We start from the raw sequence: 22,280 nt of genomic DNA on the forward strand, positions 1-22,280 counted from the left end.
TCATACATTTGAAGCTAACATCATTTTCCTTTTGCAACTTCTACTACTGATTTTTTTTCTTTCTTTGCTTCTTTTATCAACTCAACAATTTCATTATTATGCATCTTATCTGGATCGATGTTCGCTGCTTTTAATTCGTCACGAGCTTTGTCTATTTCAGTTTCATCGATTGATTTATCAGGTTGATCTTTTAAATATTGGGAAATTGATTGACCATTTTTCTTTATTTTAGACTGCATTACTTGAATTTCCTGATCCGTAAATAATGTACTGTCAAAACCAGCTTGCTCAATCTCTTTTCTATATTTTCCTATCTCTTCCATACTAAGAGTCACTTCTTCATAGCTGTAGGATACTTCCGTTTCACTAGAATAATTTATCACGTTCGACTTATCAAAAACATCTGTGCTTTGAGATGAATTTGTCTCTACTTCTTGATTTTTAGTACTTTTTTTATCATTCATTCTAACAAAGACAACAACAGCTATTACTAAAATGACGAGACAAAATAAAAACAAAAGTTTTTTATTTTTCATTGTTAATCCTCTATTCTATTTATCGATGGAAACAGCCATTTTATTTGGACTATAAGAAAGTGCCACTGTTCCTTCACTAACCCACATTGTTCCGTAAATTGGATCTGTCACATGGAAGCTATTTCCATCAAATCCAGTTACTAACCAAACATGTAAATTCGCAACTTTCCAAGAACCATAGTAAGTTCCATCAATGATCGGTGGTGCTAAATAAGGATATGTTCCCCAGACTACTATAGGATTTCCTTTCATCAATTCTTCTTTAAATTGACTTGTGTCAACCCCACTGATATCTCTTGAATTAGGTGCATATCTTCTAGCATATGGTGTAAATGCTCTTGGATAGATTGTATGGAACCCATATTTATCAGTAGGACTTCCATTAAATCCTTCATGTGGATTTCCCCAAGAAGGAACTTTCGGAACTGCATTTGTCACTTGGTGTACATTTTGCCCATGTGTAGCTCCTAAATATTCTAATGCCATATATAAAGAAAATTCTTCACAGCCATTTGGATAACCCATGCTCATTTGATTGTAATATGGAACATCCATAAATGTTTTTTGCCCTTTATTGGTTGCTACTACAATATTTTTACCTGCAGTCACATATCCATAAGGTGTTTCTAGGATTGGATAACCATTTTTGTCTAGTACTCTTCGTTTAACATTAATCACTGTTCCAACAGATATATCGTTGCCTCTTTGTAATGATCTATCTGTATAGTAGTGGTTCGTTTTTAATTCGATTCGTTTTGGCGGATTCATATAATAATTTTTTATATCTGCTGGGGCTTGTTTATAATTATTTGACACAGCAGGACCTTTTAGTTCTTTTTTGACTAAAATGATATCCAAACCTTCTAGTCTAAAACCATAACCAGAAGTACCACTAATCCCTCCATTTTTATTCCAACCTAACCAGCCAAAATATTCCGCATGTGTGCGATAATAAACATTGAAGTGTTTAGCTAGTTCTCCCGTCAAACAAATATCAAATGCTTCCACTCTTTTAGCTTTTCCAACAGTTCCACTCAATTGATTATTAGATACATATCCTTGCCAACCATAGTCTTGAACATGACTTCTGTATTGAATCCCACCTGAAACTGGCGCATTATCAACTTTTATTTTAATTGCTTCAACACGTTTACTTTTACCAACAGTTCCACTTGTCTGACCATTTTTGCTAGGTGCTTGCCAACCTAGATCTTGGACATGGCTTTGATAAGAAATATCTGGCTGTTTGAACTGCACAAAATAGCGATTCTTAGCACCTGAAATATTAGTACCTTTTCTCACTAGCTTCATTTCTATCGATTCTAATTGATAACTAAATCCAGCTGTACCTGCATTTTGTCCATTACTAGCCCAATCTAGCCAACCAAAATTTTTAGCATGTACTCGATAATACAAATCGAAATGATTAGCCATTTCTCCAGTTAATCGAACAGATAATGCTTCTACTTGTTTTTGTTTCCCTACTGTTCCACTAACTACATTATTACCTACATAATTTTGCCAACCGTAATCCTGAACATGACTTCTATATTCTATCCCCCCAGCTACAGGAGTATTATCAACTGCTATTTTCAAAGCTTCTAATCGTTTATTTTGACCAACTGTACCACTTAATTGACCATTACTTTTTGTCGACTGCCAACCAATATTTTTAATGTGACTTTGGTACTTCACGTTTGGTTGTTTATATTGTACCGATGGACGTTTGGTTGAGCCTGGTGCTGCCTGTCCTTTTTCTTTTAATTGAATTTGAATCCCTTCAATTTGATATGCAAATGACATAGTCCCGGCAGTTTGTCCATTTGAGGCCCAATCCAACCAGCCAAAATTTTGCACCTTAACTCTATAGTATACATCGTACTTATCTTTTAAAACATCTTTTAATTGAATTTGGATTGCTTCCAGCCTTTGACCAGCAACACCACTAATTTCATTATCATTAACAAAATCTTGCCAACCAATATTGGCCACATGAGAGCGATACTGGATTCCACTTACGCCTGCCTCTAACCCATCGATTCCAATTTTAATTGCTTCTATTCTGTCATTTGGAAACGCGCTACTTTCACCATTTTCCTGCCCAGCTAGCCAACCTAGTTTTTCATTATGAATCGTATAATTTAATTTTGGCTGCTCAATTGGCTTTTCACTTTCCGATTCAGTTGTTTCATTTTTTTTAGTGCTTTCATTTTCTTTAGTACTCTCACTTGTCTGAGTAGACTGTGTCTCAGATACATCGGTAACTCCTATACCGTTGTCTGTAGTTTGCTCGAGAGCTTGGCTTTCAACTGTACTTTCAGTATCTTTTGCCTTTTCTTCTGACAATGCAGCTGAAGGCACAACCATTAAACTTGCCATAATACCAATTAACAAATAACCTAGTTTCTTTTTCAAATTTTCCACCCCTTATCTTTCAATAATTCAATTGTAGCAAAGTTATTTCTCCTTGTCCACGCGACAAAAAAACAATACTTTCCAATCTAATTAAAACCAAAAAAAGACATAAATTCAAAACTAAAAATTAGTTTTGGAATTATGTCTTACCAATTACTCTATTTAATTTATGTTCCTTTTAGTAATCCACGAAACTCTTTAAAACTTCTTTCTATTTTTTTATAATTGATTAAAAGGTAAATTACGTAAAATAAAACGTAAACAGCAGTACTAATAAAGCTACCACCAAAAAATACATTACTCAATATAAACAATACAGTCAAGGTAGTTTCAATAATCATAGATTTTTCAATACGGATATTCATTGATTTACATAAGAAAAACTCTGCAAGATTACAACGAAATGCCAAACTTATTAAAATAAGTCCAACTGCCCAAGTTAAATTATCTAAACCAAAAATAATAATGATCGACAACACCAATGATAACACCAAAGTCATCACATTTACAAACAGAATTGTCTTTTCTTTTCGTAATGTTTTTAAATAGGTATTAATCAATAATGACATTCTACCTTCGTAAATGATAATCGGAAATAATATGCCCATAAACTTCAGGCTTTCTGCATAATCAGGAAGCCACATTGCTAAAACATACTTAGCAGGAACATAAAAAACTAAAATAGCGTAAGTAATCGGTACAAATAGATCCCTCAACGTAACAAATAACGCTGGCAACTTCTGCTGGTTAGTTCTTCTTAATAACGGAAACATAACAACACCAACCGCATTTATAAATGTTAGGAACATATTAGAAATGCTAAGAGTAAACGATAATTTACCAAATGTTTGAATACTCCATTTTTTTTGTACAAAAAAACGAATTGTCCCGATAATTAACATACTGGCTACACTACTAAGCATTAACTTACTACCTATATTTATATTATCCAATACTTCAGGAAAAACTTTTCTTAAACTGATTGGTTTCAAATTTAACATATCTTTGATTCGATACATTCCCCAAATCGTCATGATTGATTTAGAAATAATATCCATAACAATCAGCCAGAAAAAATTGCGTCCTCCCAAAAGGAAATAGGCTCCGATCAACAATACGTATAAATATCGATCATTTCTAGATAGTTGCGCATACTCCTTGATTCGGTTGGTGGATTGAAAAATATACAAGATAAAAGTTTTCGCTATTGTCACAAGTGAAACAACTGCTGTGAGTACCAAAATCATAGACTTATTTCCTGATGGCATGAAAAATAAAGACCAAATAATGACCAATGAAGATACAATACATTCAAAAATCGCTAGGTACCAAAATTGAGAACCTAAATTTCTTTTGTCTAGTTGATCGTATTCCTCACCACCAATTTTTAAATAAATCCCATCAATCCAACCTAAATGAAGAAAACCAACATATGAAGAATAAAATACATATAACTGCCAATAGCTATACTCCGTTACTCCAAGTAGTTTTGGTACAAATAAATTTAAAAGAATAGAAATACCCAACGTAGCAAAATTAGCTGCAACTGTGTAATATAAATTTTTTATAACTGATTTGGCTTTCTCATTCAAAATCTTTTACCTCAATCTTTTCCAAGCCTTAATTTAAATACATGATAAATATCTGCAAAATAATCAAAAGGCTTTCCATACTTGCCAAAAGAAAAAATAATTTTTATAACGCTTCTTTTTTCAAGAAGGTTTGCTCTATTGGTATTAATTTTCATCATTCGCTTAATTATTTCTTCTTTTTTTTGCTTATTTTCTATTCCATTTTCTCTAGCGATATATTGATTCAACGAATTTAATCGTTCATTATATCGATTCAACATGTTAATTCTATATTGATACTTACTTTCTTTTTTTGATGTAATTGTTTCTTTTTTAAATGTACTTTGTCCGTGTCTTCTAAAAACAATAGTTGGCTCATCTAGTAAATATAAACGGTCAAAAGCAAGAGCACTGGCCCATAATGAAATATCGTGAGCAGAATTCAATGCTTGATTGAAATAATCAGTTACGTTTAAGACAAAATCTTTTCTAACTGCATATACGCAACCTGGTCTTTTTAACATAACATTCTCTCTAACAAAAATAATTTGATGATATAAACTATTTAATTGAGTTTTCAAAGGTTGTAACTTAGACGAATGTCCACCTTCTTCAATAATTTCAGTATAGTTAGAAACTAATACCGCTATCTTAGGATTTTTACTCATCATTGTACTCATTTTTTCAATTTTATCATCATACCAAATATCATCTTGATCACACGGAAATATATATTCGCTAGAGGCTTCGTTAAGCAAATCCATAAAATTTTGGCGCCAGCCTTTATTGACTTTATTTATCTTCATTGTCCAATTGTTCAAATGATTTAAAGCTATATATTCTTGAATCATTTCTACAGTTCGATCTGTAGAACCATCATCGCAAATTATCACTTCATCGATAACTTTTGTTTGATTTTTAAGAGAGTCCAATTGTTCAATAATATTTCGCTCGCCATTGTAAGTGGCCATAACAACAGAAACCGTAATCTTTTTTTCCACTACTATTACCTCTTGTTTTCTAGTTTATTTCCAATAAAACGTATAAGGATGGTGGGTGATTCTTTCTGATTCTGGTGGTAATTCCATATAATTTCCATAACGCAGAGTCAGGAATTTTTTGCGATCTTTGATGGCACGAACTTTTTTCCCTGCAAAAGGTACATCTTCATAATGCTTAAACCAATCTGTCGGAAACAGCCCCCATTCTTCATCAATAAACTCAATATAACCACACGTAGAGGCTTCATCAAAAGAATACTTAATCACTTCATTCATAAACTGGTTCTTCCAATAATTATAATCACCTTTTTTAAGTAGTTTACAATATTTTGGATAAAGCAGTACTCGTTTAAGGTAAGCCTTCCATCTAGACTTTGAAATTGCATACGAAGAATTGAGTGTTGCTAACATATTAGATCGATATAATTCACACTGTTGACCAAACGTTTTTCTTTCTTCTTCGCTCTCCGGAAAACCATCAATTGGAAAAATATCCACAAACACACCTAATTCTGGATCTTCACTATTGTAAAATTGAGTTGTTTTAACACAAGTTCTTTTGTCTACTAATTTTGCAAATGTATAGCGATAATCTTTTCTAGTCTCAAGACTTAATAATAAGTATATTGAATCTTCAGCTAAGAGTTTGATCAAACGATCGTAATTAGGTCGAGTCAAAACAATATCTAAATCGTCATCCCAAGGAATGTAACCTTGATGTCGTTCTACACCAATCAAACTGCCATAGTATACAGAATACTCAATATTATTTTCTCGGCAAATCTTGTCAATATAAACTAATATAGTTGTACTGACTTCTTGTACTTCTTCAATCGTTAATAATCTCATCTTTCTCTCCAAACAAGTGTTATATCTCACTTTTTTTATTTATAGCACTAGAGACAGAACCTAAATAAAACCAAAATAAAAATGTGCCAATTTTATTAACTAGAATCAATTCCGTTAAGAAAAATGCAGATACTAAAATAGTCAACGCAATCAATGTATCACGCAATAAATAATTATCAAAGATATTAACTTTGGGCGTAAATAAGGCTTTAACAGTATTAAATATCTTATTTATCAAAAACATAGTCAAAGGAATCGTACCCGCTAATCCCGTTGTCGCCAGCAAATAGAAAAAGAAATTGTGAGAAGTTTGCTGTTTAATCGCAATCAATGTATTAGGTAAAACATTTTGAGCGTAGGTCACTAGATTACGTGGTGACGTACCAAACCACATGCTTGATTTGAATATTTCAAAGGAACTCTTCCATAAGCCAAATCGATTATTTGAAATATCCGATTTATTCTCGACATCCGGTCGATCTAGCGTCACATCGGGAACATTATGCGATTTCATTGATCTCAACAAATCTAATGCATAAAGCATTCCTTTTTCGATCAGTATTGTAAACAAGTATATTCCAACGACAAAAATGACACTAGAGAATGCCGCATAGAGTACGCCAATAAAAAATCCTTTTGGACTCCATTTTTTATAGGCTATAAAAAAGATCCCTACAAAAGCAACTACAAATAATTCCACATATGCTGTCCTAGAACCAGATAACACTACGTAAATCCATTGTAAAATAACGTTAATAACTAGTAAAATCGTCCACTTTTTTGCAACTTTTTTTAATACCAAGTGCACAGATAGAATGATTGATACAACAGAAATCGTTGCAGCAAAGTTTGGATCTGAAAACAAACCATATAATCTATTTTCATAAAAACCAACACGTAACCCATTATATATTTTATCTAATGGTGCGGAGTAGGTGTATTGGGCAAGAAACATCGCAATAGCGATCACAACTAAGATAAACCATGAAACCAGTAAAATTGTTTCTAGGATAGCGAACGTTTTTCTGTTTCTTTCTTTTCCGATCTGATAAATCACTAAAAGATAAATTGCTTGCCAAAGCCAAAGTTTGATATTTGCTACAAGATACGTTTCATAATGTACTACTACAGATAAAAATATCATTGCTAAAAAAATGATCAATAAAGGATCGAAGTAGTTAAACTGCTTGTTCTTAATACTAAAGAATAGCTTATTTGCTATGTATAGTGCAGCCCAAACTGACAATAGTCCAAACACTAAACTATCTAGCTTACTAGGCAGTAAACTATAAATATTTATTGTCCTCAATAATAACATGACCTCAAAAGCTACCAAAAAAGGGAGTTTTGTTTTTTCAAAAAATTTATTTAACTCCATACTCATTACTCCTAAACTATTCATTTTTTGTTTTTCTGTGATTTTCTTCAAGTAAAGATATTTTTCTGTATAAAGGAACTGCTATCCTCAATGCAACCATAGAAATTTTTCTATTTCTTGTAAAATAAATATTTTTTATAACAAAAGAGAAATTATCACGTAAAAAACTAACAATTTCCTTTTGTTTTTGTTTGTCTTCATCTGCTATTTTGCTGTTCATCATTTTATCCAGTACAGTAAAATAAGCCCAACATACACGGGTATGTGCAACATATGCCAGTTCAGGATAATGCTTTTCAATATAGGACTCATTTTCTTTCCATACCTGAATAGTGTCTAAATCTTTTTTAGAAAAACGATTACTAGAAATGCTATTTGCTCTATGATAATAGTAGTATTTTTGCTGGGTATCAATTACAATTTTTTTTGTATTTTCAAGGATCGATAAAATCACTGCAGCATCTTCTGTGATCATTCCTACTGGATAGCGGATTTGATCGAAAATGTTCTTTTTATATAATTTGTTTACTGCATGAACAGAAACTATTTTTGCTTCTAGGATCAACTTCATTGCTGCAACTTTATCCAAAACCATGTATTCCTGAGTTTTTTTTAACGGCTCTTTATTTTCATAAACATCATATATTCCACAGATTGCCAAATCAGCAGCTTCTTTTTGAATATTATTAAACAATAGTTCATACATATCCAAAGCGATATAATCATCACTATCAACAAAACCCACATACTCTCCTCGAGCACTTTCTATTCCAGTATTTCGTGCATCACTTAAACCGCCATTTTCTTTATGGATCACTTGAACTCTTTGATCCTGCAACACATATTCATCGCAAATTTCGCCACTACTATCCGTTGAACCGTCATCAACTAAAATAACTTCAATATCAGTAAACGTTTGATTCAAAATAGAATCTACACACTTACGTAAATATCTTTCCACATTATATACAGGTACAATAATGCTAATCTTACACATCCTATGTTCTCTCATTTCTTATGATTTTAATTGTATGCTCTAAACCATCCTCTACTGTATAAAGTGGTCGCCATCCCAAATTCTCAATTTTAGAAATATTTAAAAGTGCTTTGGTTGCTTTAGAATAGCCGAGAGCTTCTTCTTTATCTGGAAGATCAAAAATAACTTTTGTCCCCGCTAATTCAGAAAGTTTTGTGGCAAGGTTTTTCAGTGTCAAATTAAATGCAGGATTTGCAATATTATACGCTTCACCTTTTTTACCATTTAGCAATAGATAGAGCATTCCGTATACCGCATCTGCAACATAGCAATAAGAAAAATATTGATTTCCCTTACTCTTTAAGATTATGTTTTCTTGATTCACTGCATTCATAATAAATTGAGAAGAGGCTTTTGAATCATTTGTTAACATAGTTGGACCAAAGATACGACTTAATCGAGGAATGACCACATCAACATCATATTTTTTAATATAAGCCTGACAAAGTGCTTCACTGGCACGTTTGCCTTCTGGATATCCAGCTCTTAGTGTATTAGAGTCAATATAACCACAATACTCTTCAGTAAATGCTTCGACATCGCCTCTATTTTCGCCATAAATTTCAACTGTAGATAAAAATAATACTCTACTTCCCTCAACCTTACGAGCAAATTCAAGAACATGTTGTGTCCCCTGAATACTTGTCATTATTGTACCAATAGGATCGTTTGCATAAGCTAATGGATGCGTATTACTTGCCCCATGAATAATATAATCAATTGGTTGCTCGACTGTAATAGGCTCTGTGACATCTCCAACAGATATATGGAAATTAGGATGCGCTATATAATCAGAATATCTTTCCTCTAACTTTTTACGATTTCTACCCATTGCAAAAATAGAAATATTATAATTTTTTTTGATATTTTGCTCCATCAAACAATCAATCAAAAAAGTCCCCAACATTCCTGACGCTCCAATAACTAGAATAGATTTTCCTTGAAGCTGAGTCCAATCTATTTCTGCAGAAATAACTTTTTCTATATCCTTTTGGTAATAGGCATTTTTTGAAAACATAACTTTCTCCTATTCTTCCTTCATTCGAAGATAGCCTTTAAATAGCTGAAGATCATCTTGTGTTGTCAATTTAATATTTTTATCAGACCCCACAGCAAAATAAAGCGTCTCTCCCAAATCAACCATCATAGTGTTTGTATATGATGACTCTGAAATGCCGATTCCTTCTCTAAAAGCTTTCTCATAAGCCCAGACAAGTTTATCGAATTGATACGCTTGTGGTGTAGACACTCTTCGCAATGTTTCTCTATTAATATATTGTTTTGTTGTTTCCTCAGTTTCTTTGACAAAAATTTGTTCATTATACGGCAAAGAAGTAACTGCATTACCAAATTCTTTACATTTTACGATAACATCGGACAACACAATTTCGTCTACCAATGGGCGGATACCGTCATGGATCACAACTGTATCTTCATCTGTCGAATGTTCTTTAAGAAACTCAACACCATTTCTAATAGACTCTTGTCCGCTATTGCCACCTTCAATGATCCAAGCTAATTTATCAATATGGTACTCTTTTGCATAGGCCTGTAGCGTATCTTCCCAGCCTTTTTTGCAGACAACTAAAATCCGATCGATCATTGGATGTTTTTGGAACGATTCCAAAGTATAAATAATAATTGGTTTATCTTCCACCATAATGAATTGTTTTGGAATATCTTGTCCCATTCTCTTGCCAACTCCGCCGGCAATAATAAGTGCTGTAATCATTTATTCTTCCTCCTTCAAACTTTCCACGCAATAATAGGTTCCTTTATATTTTTTATACGTATGTTCAGTGTCTATCAAGACTGCTTCATGATGTGAAACTCGATCTTTTTCATCTGGCAACTCCATATAGTTACCAAAGACTTGAGTCAAATAATGATCATAGCCAATTGGTACAGGCATATATGTATCTTCAAAAGGGAGGTACTCTGCCTTTTCAAAATCTTTTTTCTTGTATATATTTCCCATATATCGTGGTCCTACGCATAGTTCAGTCACATGTTCACAAGCATCAAAATCATATTTAGACATTTGTTTGCTAGCAAATGACCAAATAATGAAGCGACCTTTTTTTGTAGGAACGAGTTTCAATAACACTCTGCTCCCTAACGCCATTATGCCACCATGTTTTTCTGGAACAACTTGGGAACAAAACAATGCATAAATAAGTGCCCATATTTTTTGAATTTTTCTTTTAAACGTTGAACTAGGCGCACCATCTAAAGGAAAAATATCAATAGGCAATCCATGGGGAATATCTAAATGTTCTTGATAAGGTTTAATAAAAGTTGTATTATTTGCCCTGATCGTTGTAAAAGAATTATGGTCAATAAAAGTTGCAGAAGGTTTCAATATAGAATACTTTTCTAAATCAGCATGCTTTGTCCACAAATCATACAGCTTTTCATAATCTTTACGCGGCATAAAAAAATCCAAATCATCATCCCACGGTATGAACCCTTCATTTCTAACGGCACCTATGCAACCACCGCCACAAAAATAACAAAGTAGTTGATATTTTTCACAAAAGCTAACAAAGTATTTAGCCATCTCTAAATTTATTTTTTGAATCTTTTTAATTTGCTCTGTATTTTCTACATCATTCATTGTTTACTACTAAACTCCTCAAAACACTCAATTTTTTCAAAAATACACCTTGTCCATTCTCTCATATCTAATAAAAACTTTCAATAACTTGCCTAATATCTTAATATAACTGTAAAAGACAGTCCCTTAATTGTCCTTGGTTGTTAGAAATACATCCTATTTTCAAACAAAACGCTGAGATAACGTATCAGAATTTCTTTGATAACAATCTCAGCGTTTTAGCTATTAACTTTTTTATATCAGACAATATCAGCAAAATGCTATGCAGATCTAATATGACTATTATTTATTCTAACTTATCTCTACTATCATAGATACACACTAAGTCTATTCAAGTTTTTCTTTAGCTGGTCTTGATTTTTGTAACAACAAACCAATTGCTAAAATAGCCGGTATAAAAATTCCCATAGCGTACCTTGGACTTGCTTCCCACATTAACAAGAATACAAAATAGCCAGTTATATAAATACTATTGAAAAATATAAAAGGATTCATATTTTTGAAAAATTTGAAGCTGGACAAAATAATTCCTAAGTAAACAAGATATTGAATAACCATCATGATTGAGTAGATGATCAAACCACTAACATTATTTTTAAAAACCCACATCTTTTCTTCATTTCTACCAGTCCCTAAAAAAATCTCAAATGAAGACTTTAAATCTCCTGAACTCCAAGTTACTGAAACTTTATTATTGAGCGCCTCAACAATTTGACCAAAACTCATGTTGTGCAATCTTTGTTTGATAACCTTGATATGTTCCTCTTGAATTTTCTTCTTCGAAATTCGTTCATCTAAAAACATATCCCAAGTAAAACGCTGATCCTCACTAGAATATGCCCCCACACTCCATGTATACTTATCCTTGCCTGATAGTTCTTTTGGAATGGGTGTCTTGTTTAATCCCATCATAATATAATGCGTATTTGGTTGTCCGTAATTTTTATCTGGAAAGAGATTTTGTGAATTAATGAATTGACTCCATAAAAAGTTACCAAAAAATAAAAATAAGAATGGCATTAACCCGATCAACCTTCGGCTCCCGTTATTATATAATATCAAAAATAAAGACAACGCAATCACTAATATGAGCATAGTTCCCTTACTAATAAAACCTACTACACAAAAAATTGATGCTAGTGTAATATAGATATAACTAGATTTATTTAGTCCTTTATCTACCGTCTTTAAGTAACACGTAAAGAAAAACAATGTTACTGACATAAAAAATATCGATAGTATATCTGTATAGGCAACAGGAACATGTAAATTAATTTGAATCGCAAAAATAAGAACCTGAATAGAAGCTAGAGAAACTAAATTACTCAGCTTTAACTTTTTCAGCGCTAAAAAAGTTAGCAAAATAGTCATTACATGTATTAAACTAAAAACAACAATAATTGAACTATAGTTCGTTCCTAAAACTGATCTCACGGCCGAAAAAATGTACATAAGCATGAGATTTTGCGGATTAGAGTACATATAATTGTATCCCCATTTTTCACCCTGAACTAACTGATCCAAAAATTTTAGTGTAATTGCAGCATCATCTACTGGTTGCTTAAAACCCATGAATTGAAGAAACAATAATAAAGAAACAAAATAAATCCCTAGCTCCACTGCTAGAAAAATATAAGTGAATTTATTCCCCGGTTCCCATTTTTTACTCCCTCTATTAAGAAAACCTACCACTGTAGGATATAACAGCAACGTAAAAATGAAGCAAAGAATATTAATAATAATAATGCTCTTAACTGAATGAACATTTCTAAATAACGAAAATATTTCGCCTATTCTAGGGGTCAACATTGTTGATAAAAGAGCCCATAACATTGTGAAAATAGCTGTCACCAAGAAAAACTTATAAATATAATTCAAAAACTTATTCATTTGCTACCTCTTTATAATAATTATTTTTATACTCCTCTTGTTTATCCCGTCGTATTTGATTCCGATTGTAATTTTTCAGACAACATAGCTTCAATCGTTCCCTTACTATTTGCTCATCTGTTCAAATTTACAGTATAGACCATCTCCAACAAAATGAATTTGCTAGAGATGGTCGCTAATAGAAAATAACTATAAACTTCTCAAAAAAAATTCGTTAAAAAAATCATCTATCTTATCATTCTGATCTCCTACTTATGCACTTATACCCTAGACTTCAAATCCTTTCGCATCCATCCAACCCATTACTTTTCCATCTAACTTGAATTGGTACCAGATGGCTTTTGCTGTTTTTGCTTCTTTTATGATTTCAACATCTTTTCCAGTGTACGTTGAGCTACTTGCTAGTCTTGGATTGTTGCCTTCTGTATAGTAAATTTTGTTGTAGATGCCATGGTTTTGACCTGTTGCTACTTTTCCTTTAAAGTTTACTACTTTTTCATATTCGATAGCATCATAAGTGTCAAATCCTTTCGCATCCATCCAACCCATTACTTTTCCATCTAATTTGAATTGGTACCATGTGGCTTTTGCTGTTTTTGCTTCTTTAATGATTTCAACATCTTTTCCAGCATAGCTTGGACTGCTTCCTACTCTTGGATTGTTTCCTTCCGTATAGTAGATTTTATTGTAAATTCCATGGTTTTGACCTGTTGCTACTTTTCCTTTAAAGTTTACTACTTTTTCGTATTCGATTTCGTCATACTTATCAAAACCTTTTGCGTCCATCCAACCCATTACTTTTCCATCTAACTTAAATTGGTACCATGTGGCTTTTACTGTTTTTGCTTCTTTAATGATTTCAACATCTTTTCCAGCATAGCTTGGACTACTTCCTACTCTTGGATTATTTCCTTCCGTATAGTAGATTTTATTGTAAATTCCATGGTTTTGACCTGTTGCTACTTTTCCTTTGAACACTACAGCTTTTTCATACTCAATTGAATCATAATGATCAAAACCTTTCGCATCCATCCAACCCATTACTTTTCCATCTAACTTAAATTGGTACCATGTGGCTTTAGATGTTTTTGCTTCTTTAATGATCTCAACATCTTTTCCAGCATAGCTTGGGCTACTTCCTACTCTTGGATTGTTCCCTTCCGTATAGTAGATTTTGTTGTAAATTCCATGGTTTTGACCTGTTGCTACTTTTCCTTTAACGCTCACCGCTTTTTCGTATTCGATTTCGTCATACTTATCAAAGCCTTTGGCATCCATCCAACCAACTATATTACCATCTAATGTAAATTGATACCAAGTTGCCTTAGATGTTTTTGCTTCACGAATGATTTCTACGTCTTTTCCGGCGTGTGTTGGACTACTTTCAATTCTTGGATTGTTTCCTTCCGTATAATAGATCTTGTTGTAAATCCCATGATTTTGGCCTGCTGCTACTTTTCCTTTGAGAGTTACAGCTTTTTCGTACTCAATTGGATCATAATTATCAAAACCTTTTGCGTCCATCCAACCAACTACAGTACCATCTAATCTAAATTGATACCATGTTGCCTTAGATGTTTTTGCTTCACTAATAATTTCTACGTCTTTTCCAGCATAAGTTGGGCTGCTGCCTACTCTTGGATTATTTGACTCAGTATAGTAGATTTTGTTGTAAATTCCGTGGTTTTGATCCGATCTTACTTTCCCTTTAAAACTTACAGGTTTTTCATACTCTATTTGATCATAGGCATCAAAGCCTTTGGCATCCATCCAACCAACTATATTACCATCTAATGTAAATTGATACCAAGTTGCCTTAGATGTTTTCGCTTCACTCACGATTTCTACATCTTTTCCGGCATAGGCTGGACTGCTGCCTATTCTTGGGTTATCTCCTTCAGTGTTGTAGATTTTGTTATAAATTCCATGATTTTGGCCATCTTTTATTTTCCCTTTAAAGTTCACTGCTTTCTCATATTCAATGACATCATAAGAATCTCCTGAACTTAAAAATAAGTTGTTGTATGAAACATTCACATCAAATCTGCCGCCTATCCCAGTGTTAACATTTGGAAATGTTACTTCTGAAGACCATTGCCATGCAGCATAATCAGTATGGAGTAGATTACTATTTAACGGATTATATGGATACTGTGCTACCCAACTATTTTGTAAACCTAGAATATTTGTATCTAATATTTTTCTATTGAACCAATCAAACATTGAATAATGTGCAACTTTATTATAGCCCAGAGCATTTAATCTATTTCTGAACGCAACTGAGTTAGCTGTTACATTTCCTGCAGTCATTTCAACTTGCTCAGCATCGTTTACCATAACGGTATTTTTAGACAGACCTAGTGCAGCAGCCTGACTAGCAAAAAAATCTGCCTCTGCTTCTGCCATTGCTGCATTAGAAAACCAACTATAATGATATACAGAAACTGACAATCCAGCTTTTTTTGCATTTTCAATCTGAGCTTGTGCATAGGGATTCACATAGGTTGTATACTCAGTTAATTTTACAACCACTCCTGTCACTCCGTATTGTTTCATTATATTATAATCATTTACTGATATATTGCCATTATGTGAAGATATGTCGATAAAATTTATTGCAGGTCTATTCGATTCGTTCGCAACAAAATAAGTATCTTCAAAAGCATATGAGCGAAGTTGTGGACTCACTGCTAAATCAGAGCGTCTATTAGGGTCTAATGTTAAGAACTCCGAATTTTTTTGACCTTGTTTTCCCATAGGGGAATTATTGCTCTCCGTTATTTCTATATCTTTTTCTGGATTAGCTTCATCTGTTTTCGTTTGGTCACTATTTTCTGTTTTGTCTCTATTCACTGACTCAACAGTCTCATTACTAGGTATCGTTTGCTCACTTATCTGTTTACTAGAACTCAAAATACTCTCATTTTCCTCTGCTAAAACAGTTGAGTTATAGCCACCTAAGGCTATGAACAATCCAATTAAAATAAAACTTTTTTTCATCTAATTTTCCTCTCTTGATTATTTAACATCCCATAAACTTAGTTAAAATGTACATCTTGAAAATCGCACTCTTAAACTCAGTTGTATCTAATATTCGGTCTATTAAATATCGTTTAACGAATTAAAAATCTACCTTATACCTTATAAATTATAATATACGTTCTTTGTTACAGTTTTTTTAAGATTTAGTTTTCATATGTAAACAAATTATTATTTAAATATTATGTAGAAGCTCGGTTTACATCTCGTTGTGTAGAACTTTTTAGTTGTATTCTGCATATTGAGCTTCCAAATTAATTACTGAAAACGAGTCAGGGTTCCTCATAAAAATGTCTTCATAAGGAATACCCTCTAATAAAAATGACTTGTTTTGCATAAAAAAGCACGGTCACTATAATAAAAAATCCATTATTACAGATTCTTTAATTTCTAAGTTGTTTCTGATAAAATGATCCTCTTAATTTATTCGGCATTAAACTTATCACGATGTGGACTAATGAAACAAAGACTAAATCATTGATTTTCCCCAAACCATTTTTATAAATAATCTGTCTGGCTTTGAGTCCTGGAACCAGATAAGACACGCCGCCTCTTCTAGAATACATCTCCGCTCCTGTTCTTGCATACACAAGTATCTGCTGCAAATTAAAGCTTACAAAGTTCTTTTTCAAAAGTCTCACCCATAAGTAGTAATCCTCAAATCCTGGTAAAGGCTGATAATTTCCAACCTGTATCACAGCGGATTTCTTAAACATTACTGTCATATGATTAAACGGATTTCTCCGTTTTGAATAAGCTCTTATTGCTTCATTACTTTCAGGCATTTGCTTTCTTGCCAATACATTATCAGGGGTTCCTTCAAATTCAATGATATTTGATCCTAAGATAGTTAAATCTTTATTCTTCAAAAACTCTTGATATTGTACTTCCAATCGATTTTCTGCCATGATGTCATCAGTATCCATTCGAGCAATCAGGGAATTTCTACACTTTTCTACTCCGATAGCCAAAGCAGTTCCGAGTCCTTGATTTTCATCCAACGAGATCACTGTCAGCTGTTCCCCTAACTTTTCTTGATACTGCTTGATGATTTCATCTAACTCTTCTGTTAATGGACCATCTTTTACTAAAAGAATTTCTTCGGGTTGAGCTGTTTGATTGATCGTACTTTCCATAGCTTGAATAAAGTATTCTGGTTTCTCTTTAACATAGATCGACATTAATACACTAACAGCTAGTTTTTGCATTGTTTTCACTCGTTTCATTTAAATAAATCGATTTTATTTTCACTCAGAAAAGAAAGATCTTTTTCGCTACGTTCAACCTCTTCTACACCTTGTGAAGAGACCTTATCAAACAAAATTTTGATTGTTTGTAACAAGATTTTTAGATCCAACATCAAAGAATAATTTTTAATATATAGTAAGTCGAAATTCAATTTACTATTATAGTCAGATGCATACTTTCCATATACCTGTGCGTAGCCTGTGATTCCTGCTCTTACATTATGTCTCAAGTAATACTGCGGATTTTCACTATTAAATTGATCAACGAAGAATGGTCTTTCAGGTCTTGGGCCGACAATAGCCATATCCCCACGGATTACATTGATCAGCTGAGGTAATTCATCTATTCTTAGTGCTCTTAAATATTTACCTACAGCAGTGACTCGACTGTCATTACTTGTAGACAGCACTGGACCTGACTTGGCTTCTGCTGTTGCAGACATCGTTCTAAATTTTAAAATTGGAAATTCTTTTTGGTTTAATGTAATTCTTGTTTGCTTATAAATAATTGGTCCTGGAGAAGTTACTTTAACAAGAATTGCTGCTACAAGCATCAAAGGAGATGCAATCACTAATAAAACAAAAGATAGCATAATATCAAATAGTCGTTTAATGAAGTTATCTTCGCCTTTGATTCTGAAATCCGAAACCTCAATAATACTTTCATCTTCAAAATTCATCATATTTGGTTTCAACATAATTAAATTCTCAAAACTAGTATTTAAGAAAAGCTTCTTTTCAGCTTTTGTAACAAGTTTATAAATCTTGAATTTTTCATTCTCATCAATATGACTGGAAATATAAACGATGTCAATTTGATCCAATAACTTCGTTAGATTTTCATAGTAATGATCCACAATAACGGTTGTAACTTGGTGTTTTTTATTCTTATGACTAACAAAATTTTGAGCAGCTGAGACTACACTGTCCTCTGTACCCACTATCACAACTTTTTTTATTGAACTAACTTTCAAATATAAAAAATAAACCAGTATGCGCCAAAGACTTAGTAATAAGATACTGACAATGAATGTATAAACGAGTACCGATCTTGGAAAAGTAAACCAACGACCCGCAAATGTAATGGTCATAATAAACAAAATCGTTAGAAACTGCCCAATAACCGTTACAAAAACAATGTCATTGATCGTTCGATTATAAAAAACGTATGCCCCTAATAGTAAATTCAAAAAGATAAAAAATAGCGAAATGTAAATAGCAGACTTTTCATATGAGACAAAATTATATGAAGGAATGTTAAATCCAAATTTAATCCAAAATCCAACCAATACAGAAAAATTGAAGACCAAAACATCTACAATAATAATCGCAATTCGCTTTGCATTATTCCATTCATTTTTAGTTGACATTTTTACCTTCCTTCCTAATTATATAAAGTTTTGATACATTATTTCTTTCGTAAAACTTCAAGTTTTATGTTACCACACTAAGACTTAAAAAAAAACAACAATCTTATCACCCGATCAACAGGCAACACTATGATCAGATAAAGAAATATCCCTCTATTTTAAGGGATTTTCTTCTGCTTTTTGCAATGCGATTCCCACAAAACTATAAACAATAGGTATCCAATAATTAGCCAACAATGTTTCTTCCATCGTAGATTGAACACAAATAGCTAGAAATCCTAATAACAAACTAATCTGAAAAGATGAAAGGTTTATTTTCTTAACTATATTTGAGCTTAAAAAATATAACAACACGCCAAACGCCAAAATATACCCAATAATCCCATAGTTTCCTAAAACATAGATGTAGCTGTTATGAGTCCCTAATGATTTCCATGATGCAGTGAAAGGTTCCATACCGATCAACATATTCTGAATGCTAGAAAACCATTTTTCAAAAAACTCAGCCCAGATTCGCTCTCTTCCGGTAAATAAATTAAGTGTATCTGATTTTGAAAAAGCATAAAAAACAATTGGACCTAAAATAAACATCAGACTAAAACAAGAAATAAGAATATAATTATTCTTCATTATTTTCTTAGGTATCAGATTATCAACGATAATAAACAGAGCCAACGCTCCTAATGAGGCTTTTGACTGACAGACCCAAATTGCTAGCACTCCAACAATATAGATGGGAATCACTAGGAGTTTAAAATAACCAATATTGAATGACTTTATTAAAATCGTCAACATTATCACTGATAAAAGTATCGTCATTCCGATAGTATTTGTATTGATCCAAATCGCTTCTAATTTATTACTATTTTTCCAAATGGCATCTGCTGGGACTAACTTGGGTAATTCTGTATAGATCCTATATAAGGTCACCCCTAAAGAAATACCCGTTATGCCTCCTAACAGGCCAAAATCAAGTTTTGTAAATTGGGTCTTTTTAAAACAAAGTAGGAAAAGAATGATCAACGGAATTGAAGCATTGATAAATCGATTACTATGTCTCATAGAGGAGGTCAGGGTATAGAATAGAAATAGACCACCTGCTAAAAAAATAAGTATCCAGTCAGCTTTAGTTAATTCTCTGACTTTTAGCAGCAAAACTAAAGCAATTGCAGCTACTAAAAGGTATACACTATTATCATAGATAAAGGAAGTCGTTTTAGTGCCAATTCCAACCACCCACATCAAATATGATGCAGCGATCGTAACCAACAAAATTAAATTACTCACTCTATTTAGGATTTTATCCATATTAACATCCTTTCAATAGATCTCTCAATCAGTACTTAACTTGATAAATATACGCACCATTTGTATCCGGTCCATATAATTGTTCCAACTGGATCGTTTCTGTGGCAAGTTTATCAATGTTTTCATAAGTAACCAAATACTTGATATTGTATTTTTTCAAATCTTCCAACGCTAATCTAACGACAAATGCATCAGCATTCAACAATTCAAATTGTGGTTTATTATTCCCGACTTCCACATAAATATGAGAATAACGATTGTAAACATCCTCATATTTTCCAGTAGGATCAAGTGGCTTCCATGATTCTAAATTAGGTGTAAAGGCAGTTCCATTGAATGTATGTACACCTAACATTGGTAAATAAGCATGCATCATTCGTTCACCAGCCCACACTTGATTTGGGTCTTTCTTTTCTATTGCCATGACCGACTGTGCAATCTTCTTCTCATAAACAGCATTAACGCCTTTCACTACTGGATTTACACCACTACCTGTGAATAAAACAACTCCTAACAGCAATAATGAAAACAGATATTTTCGTTTATTTAACAACAGTGTAATAAGCAAACCTGCTAATAATAAAATCATGATAATATCCATTTTACTCAGATACAATCTCAAGTTTCCTTTGTATAAAGTAAAGAAATATAAGCCTAAATTCACCGTAATGATCGAAAGCTGAGCGATCACAGATAATTTTTTCTGCTCCCAAATAAACTGAATAAACCAAATACTTAGTAAAATTGCGGAAAAGCCAAACGCGAGATATGCCCGCTCTTCTGGTACATATGACCATAATGTGATTTTAGCAAAAAAAGTGGGAAAACGGACACTCATCCATACCAAGTTAAACAAACAAAATATAAATAAGAAGAAGCCGTAAATATTCTCTTTGATTTTCTTATAAAATAGCCAAGGTGACAGCAGCACAATGACGAAAAAGAAATGGTAAAAATTACTCAATTCTGAGTTGTTTTCATAGACAACATCTTGAAACTGCATTTTCCAATTCGTTAAAAAAAGAAAGATGTCTTTTTTGGAAAAATCACCACCAACGGATACTCTATTCCCAGGATAAATCGTATGCATAACACTAATAAGTGATTCCCACGAAGTGATCAGAGAAACGGTAACAATCAAACCTGTAATAACTACAGCTAACCCAATAGAGACAGCATCAAACTTGTCTAATTTAACCTTATGACGAAACTCAATGAAAAAAGCAATTAAAAATAATAAGATTAAGTAGCCAAACGGCACTTGAAGTGCAGGATATAACACGAGAATAAAACCAGATGCACAAATACTCGCAAGTATAGAAAAGAATATCCGCCAACGCTTATTTTCATGATAATAAAAATGGTTATAAACCCCGACTAAAAAACCGAAAGTGAAGAAGACTAAATCGCCAACTGGAGAAACAAACCACCATTGAAGTGCAGCTGAAAAGGGTATCCAAACACTCGTTAAAAGTGCTAAATACTTATTCCGCTTAGTCAAAATCAGCCCTATTTCAAAAGACAATAGCATCAGGCCAATCAATTTAAGCCCCCAATACCAAGATAATCCTCGCTCTTTCCCAAGAAGAACGTAACCCCACGTAAACGGCTTAGCCAATGTAGCTAGATTTAAAGCAGGAGAATTATACCCTATGACCATATCTTGACCATCAATCGTTATTACTTCATTATGATTTTTTAACCCTGTTTGCGTTTGAGAAAGACTATATGGCGTTTGAACCATCCATTCATCGGATCTGATCGGTCGCGGTTTACCAAAAATCACTCCTTGTTTATCTGCACCCTCGGTATAGTCAGAAACATATTGATCCCACATATTGATCGAACTGCCATGTAATTTGAAGATCAAAATTAAAATAAACATAAGTAAAGCAATCAAAAAACGAGCCTTTATCAGTTTATCTATTCCTTTCATAAGTTGATGCATTATACCATTGCTTTTCTTCTCTTCTACTTGATTAATTTCCATTTCTAACTCCATTTCATAGTCATAAAAATTATT

At 32.9% G+C, this 22,280-nt stretch carries 16 protein-coding genes; all 16 read right to left on the reverse strand.

The annotated features are described in order from the left end of the window. Positions 1-20: 20 nt before the first annotated feature. The 16 genes from AC4BB7_RS13135 to AC4BB7_RS13210 all read right to left on the reverse strand — a co-directional run bounded on the left by AC4BB7_RS13135 (position 21) and on the right by AC4BB7_RS13210 (position 22,247). Positions 21-536 (reverse strand): hypothetical protein, encoded by a 516-nt coding sequence (locus AC4BB7_RS13135; protein WP_490483339.1) that lies wholly within the window; start codon positions 534-536, stop codon positions 21-23. Positions 537-551: 15 nt separating this feature from the next. Continuing rightward, positions 552-2,951 carry a C39 family peptidase gene (locus AC4BB7_RS13140; protein ID WP_490483340.1) on the reverse strand — a complete coding sequence of 800 codons (2,400 nt, stop codon included), beginning with the start codon at positions 2,949-2,951 and terminating at the stop codon, positions 552-554. 167 nt (positions 2,952-3,118) lie between these two features. Further along, on the reverse strand, positions 3,119-4,543 hold the full coding sequence (locus tag AC4BB7_RS13145; protein ID WP_086313929.1) for a lipopolysaccharide biosynthesis protein: 1,425 nt from the start codon (positions 4,541-4,543) through the stop codon (positions 3,119-3,121). 11 nt (positions 4,544-4,554) lie between these two features. Next, positions 4,555-5,523: a glycosyltransferase gene (locus AC4BB7_RS13150; protein WP_086313930.1), complete on the reverse strand. Its 969-nt coding sequence runs from the start codon at positions 5,521-5,523 to the stop codon at positions 4,555-4,557. A gap of 24 nt (positions 5,524-5,547) precedes the next feature. Continuing rightward, complete coding sequence (locus AC4BB7_RS13155) at positions 5,548-6,372, reverse strand: LicD family protein (RefSeq protein ID WP_490483341.1); 825 nt, start codon at positions 6,370-6,372, stop codon at positions 5,548-5,550. Positions 6,373-6,391: 19 nt separating this feature from the next. Continuing rightward, positions 6,392-7,750 carry an O-antigen ligase family protein gene (locus AC4BB7_RS13160; RefSeq protein ID WP_490483342.1) on the reverse strand — a complete coding sequence of 453 codons (1,359 nt, stop codon included), beginning with the start codon at positions 7,748-7,750 and terminating at the stop codon, positions 6,392-6,394. A 16-nt stretch (positions 7,751-7,766) separates the two neighbouring features. Continuing rightward, positions 7,767-8,747 (reverse strand): glycosyltransferase family 2 protein, encoded by a 981-nt coding sequence (locus AC4BB7_RS13165; RefSeq protein ID WP_490483343.1) that lies wholly within the window; start codon positions 8,745-8,747, stop codon positions 7,767-7,769. 1 nt (position 8,748) lies between these two features. After that, on the reverse strand, positions 8,749-9,804 hold the full coding sequence (locus AC4BB7_RS13170; protein WP_490483344.1) for an NAD-dependent epimerase/dehydratase family protein: 1,056 nt from the start codon (positions 9,802-9,804) through the stop codon (positions 8,749-8,751). A 9-nt stretch (positions 9,805-9,813) separates the two neighbouring features. Then, a complete protein-coding gene (locus AC4BB7_RS13175) occupies positions 9,814-10,518 on the reverse strand; it encodes an IspD/TarI family cytidylyltransferase (protein WP_086313935.1) in 705 nt (234 codons plus the stop codon). Beyond that, positions 10,519-11,403, reverse strand: a complete 885-nt coding sequence (locus AC4BB7_RS13180) for a LicD family protein (RefSeq protein ID WP_490483345.1) — start codon at positions 11,401-11,403, stop codon at positions 10,519-10,521. A 327-nt stretch (positions 11,404-11,730) separates the two neighbouring features. Then, entirely contained in the window at positions 11,731-13,293 is a 1,563-nt protein-coding gene (locus tag AC4BB7_RS13185; RefSeq protein WP_490483346.1) for an ArnT family glycosyltransferase, read from the reverse strand. Between the two features lie 267 nt (positions 13,294-13,560). Then, complete coding sequence (locus AC4BB7_RS13190; protein WP_490483347.1) at positions 13,561-16,293, reverse strand: GW domain-containing glycosaminoglycan-binding protein; 2,733 nt, start codon at positions 16,291-16,293, stop codon at positions 13,561-13,563. 422 nt (positions 16,294-16,715) lie between these two features. Further along, positions 16,716-17,540, reverse strand: a complete 825-nt coding sequence (locus tag AC4BB7_RS13195) for a glycosyltransferase (protein WP_490483348.1) — start codon at positions 17,538-17,540, stop codon at positions 16,716-16,718. A gap of 14 nt (positions 17,541-17,554) precedes the next feature. Beyond that, complete coding sequence (locus AC4BB7_RS13200; protein ID WP_086313939.1) at positions 17,555-18,949, reverse strand: sugar transferase; 1,395 nt, start codon at positions 18,947-18,949, stop codon at positions 17,555-17,557. Between the two features lie 153 nt (positions 18,950-19,102). Beyond that, entirely contained in the window at positions 19,103-20,257 is a 1,155-nt protein-coding gene (locus tag AC4BB7_RS13205; RefSeq protein ID WP_490483349.1) for an EpaQ family protein, read from the reverse strand. Between the two features lie 28 nt (positions 20,258-20,285). Continuing rightward, positions 20,286-22,247 carry a DUF7657 domain-containing protein gene (locus tag AC4BB7_RS13210; RefSeq protein ID WP_490483350.1) on the reverse strand — a complete coding sequence of 654 codons (1,962 nt, stop codon included), beginning with the start codon at positions 22,245-22,247 and terminating at the stop codon, positions 20,286-20,288. Positions 22,248-22,280: the final 33 nt, after the last annotated feature.

The sequence above is a fragment of the Enterococcus sp. AAFC-DPL-5182 genome, assembly GCF_058216605.1.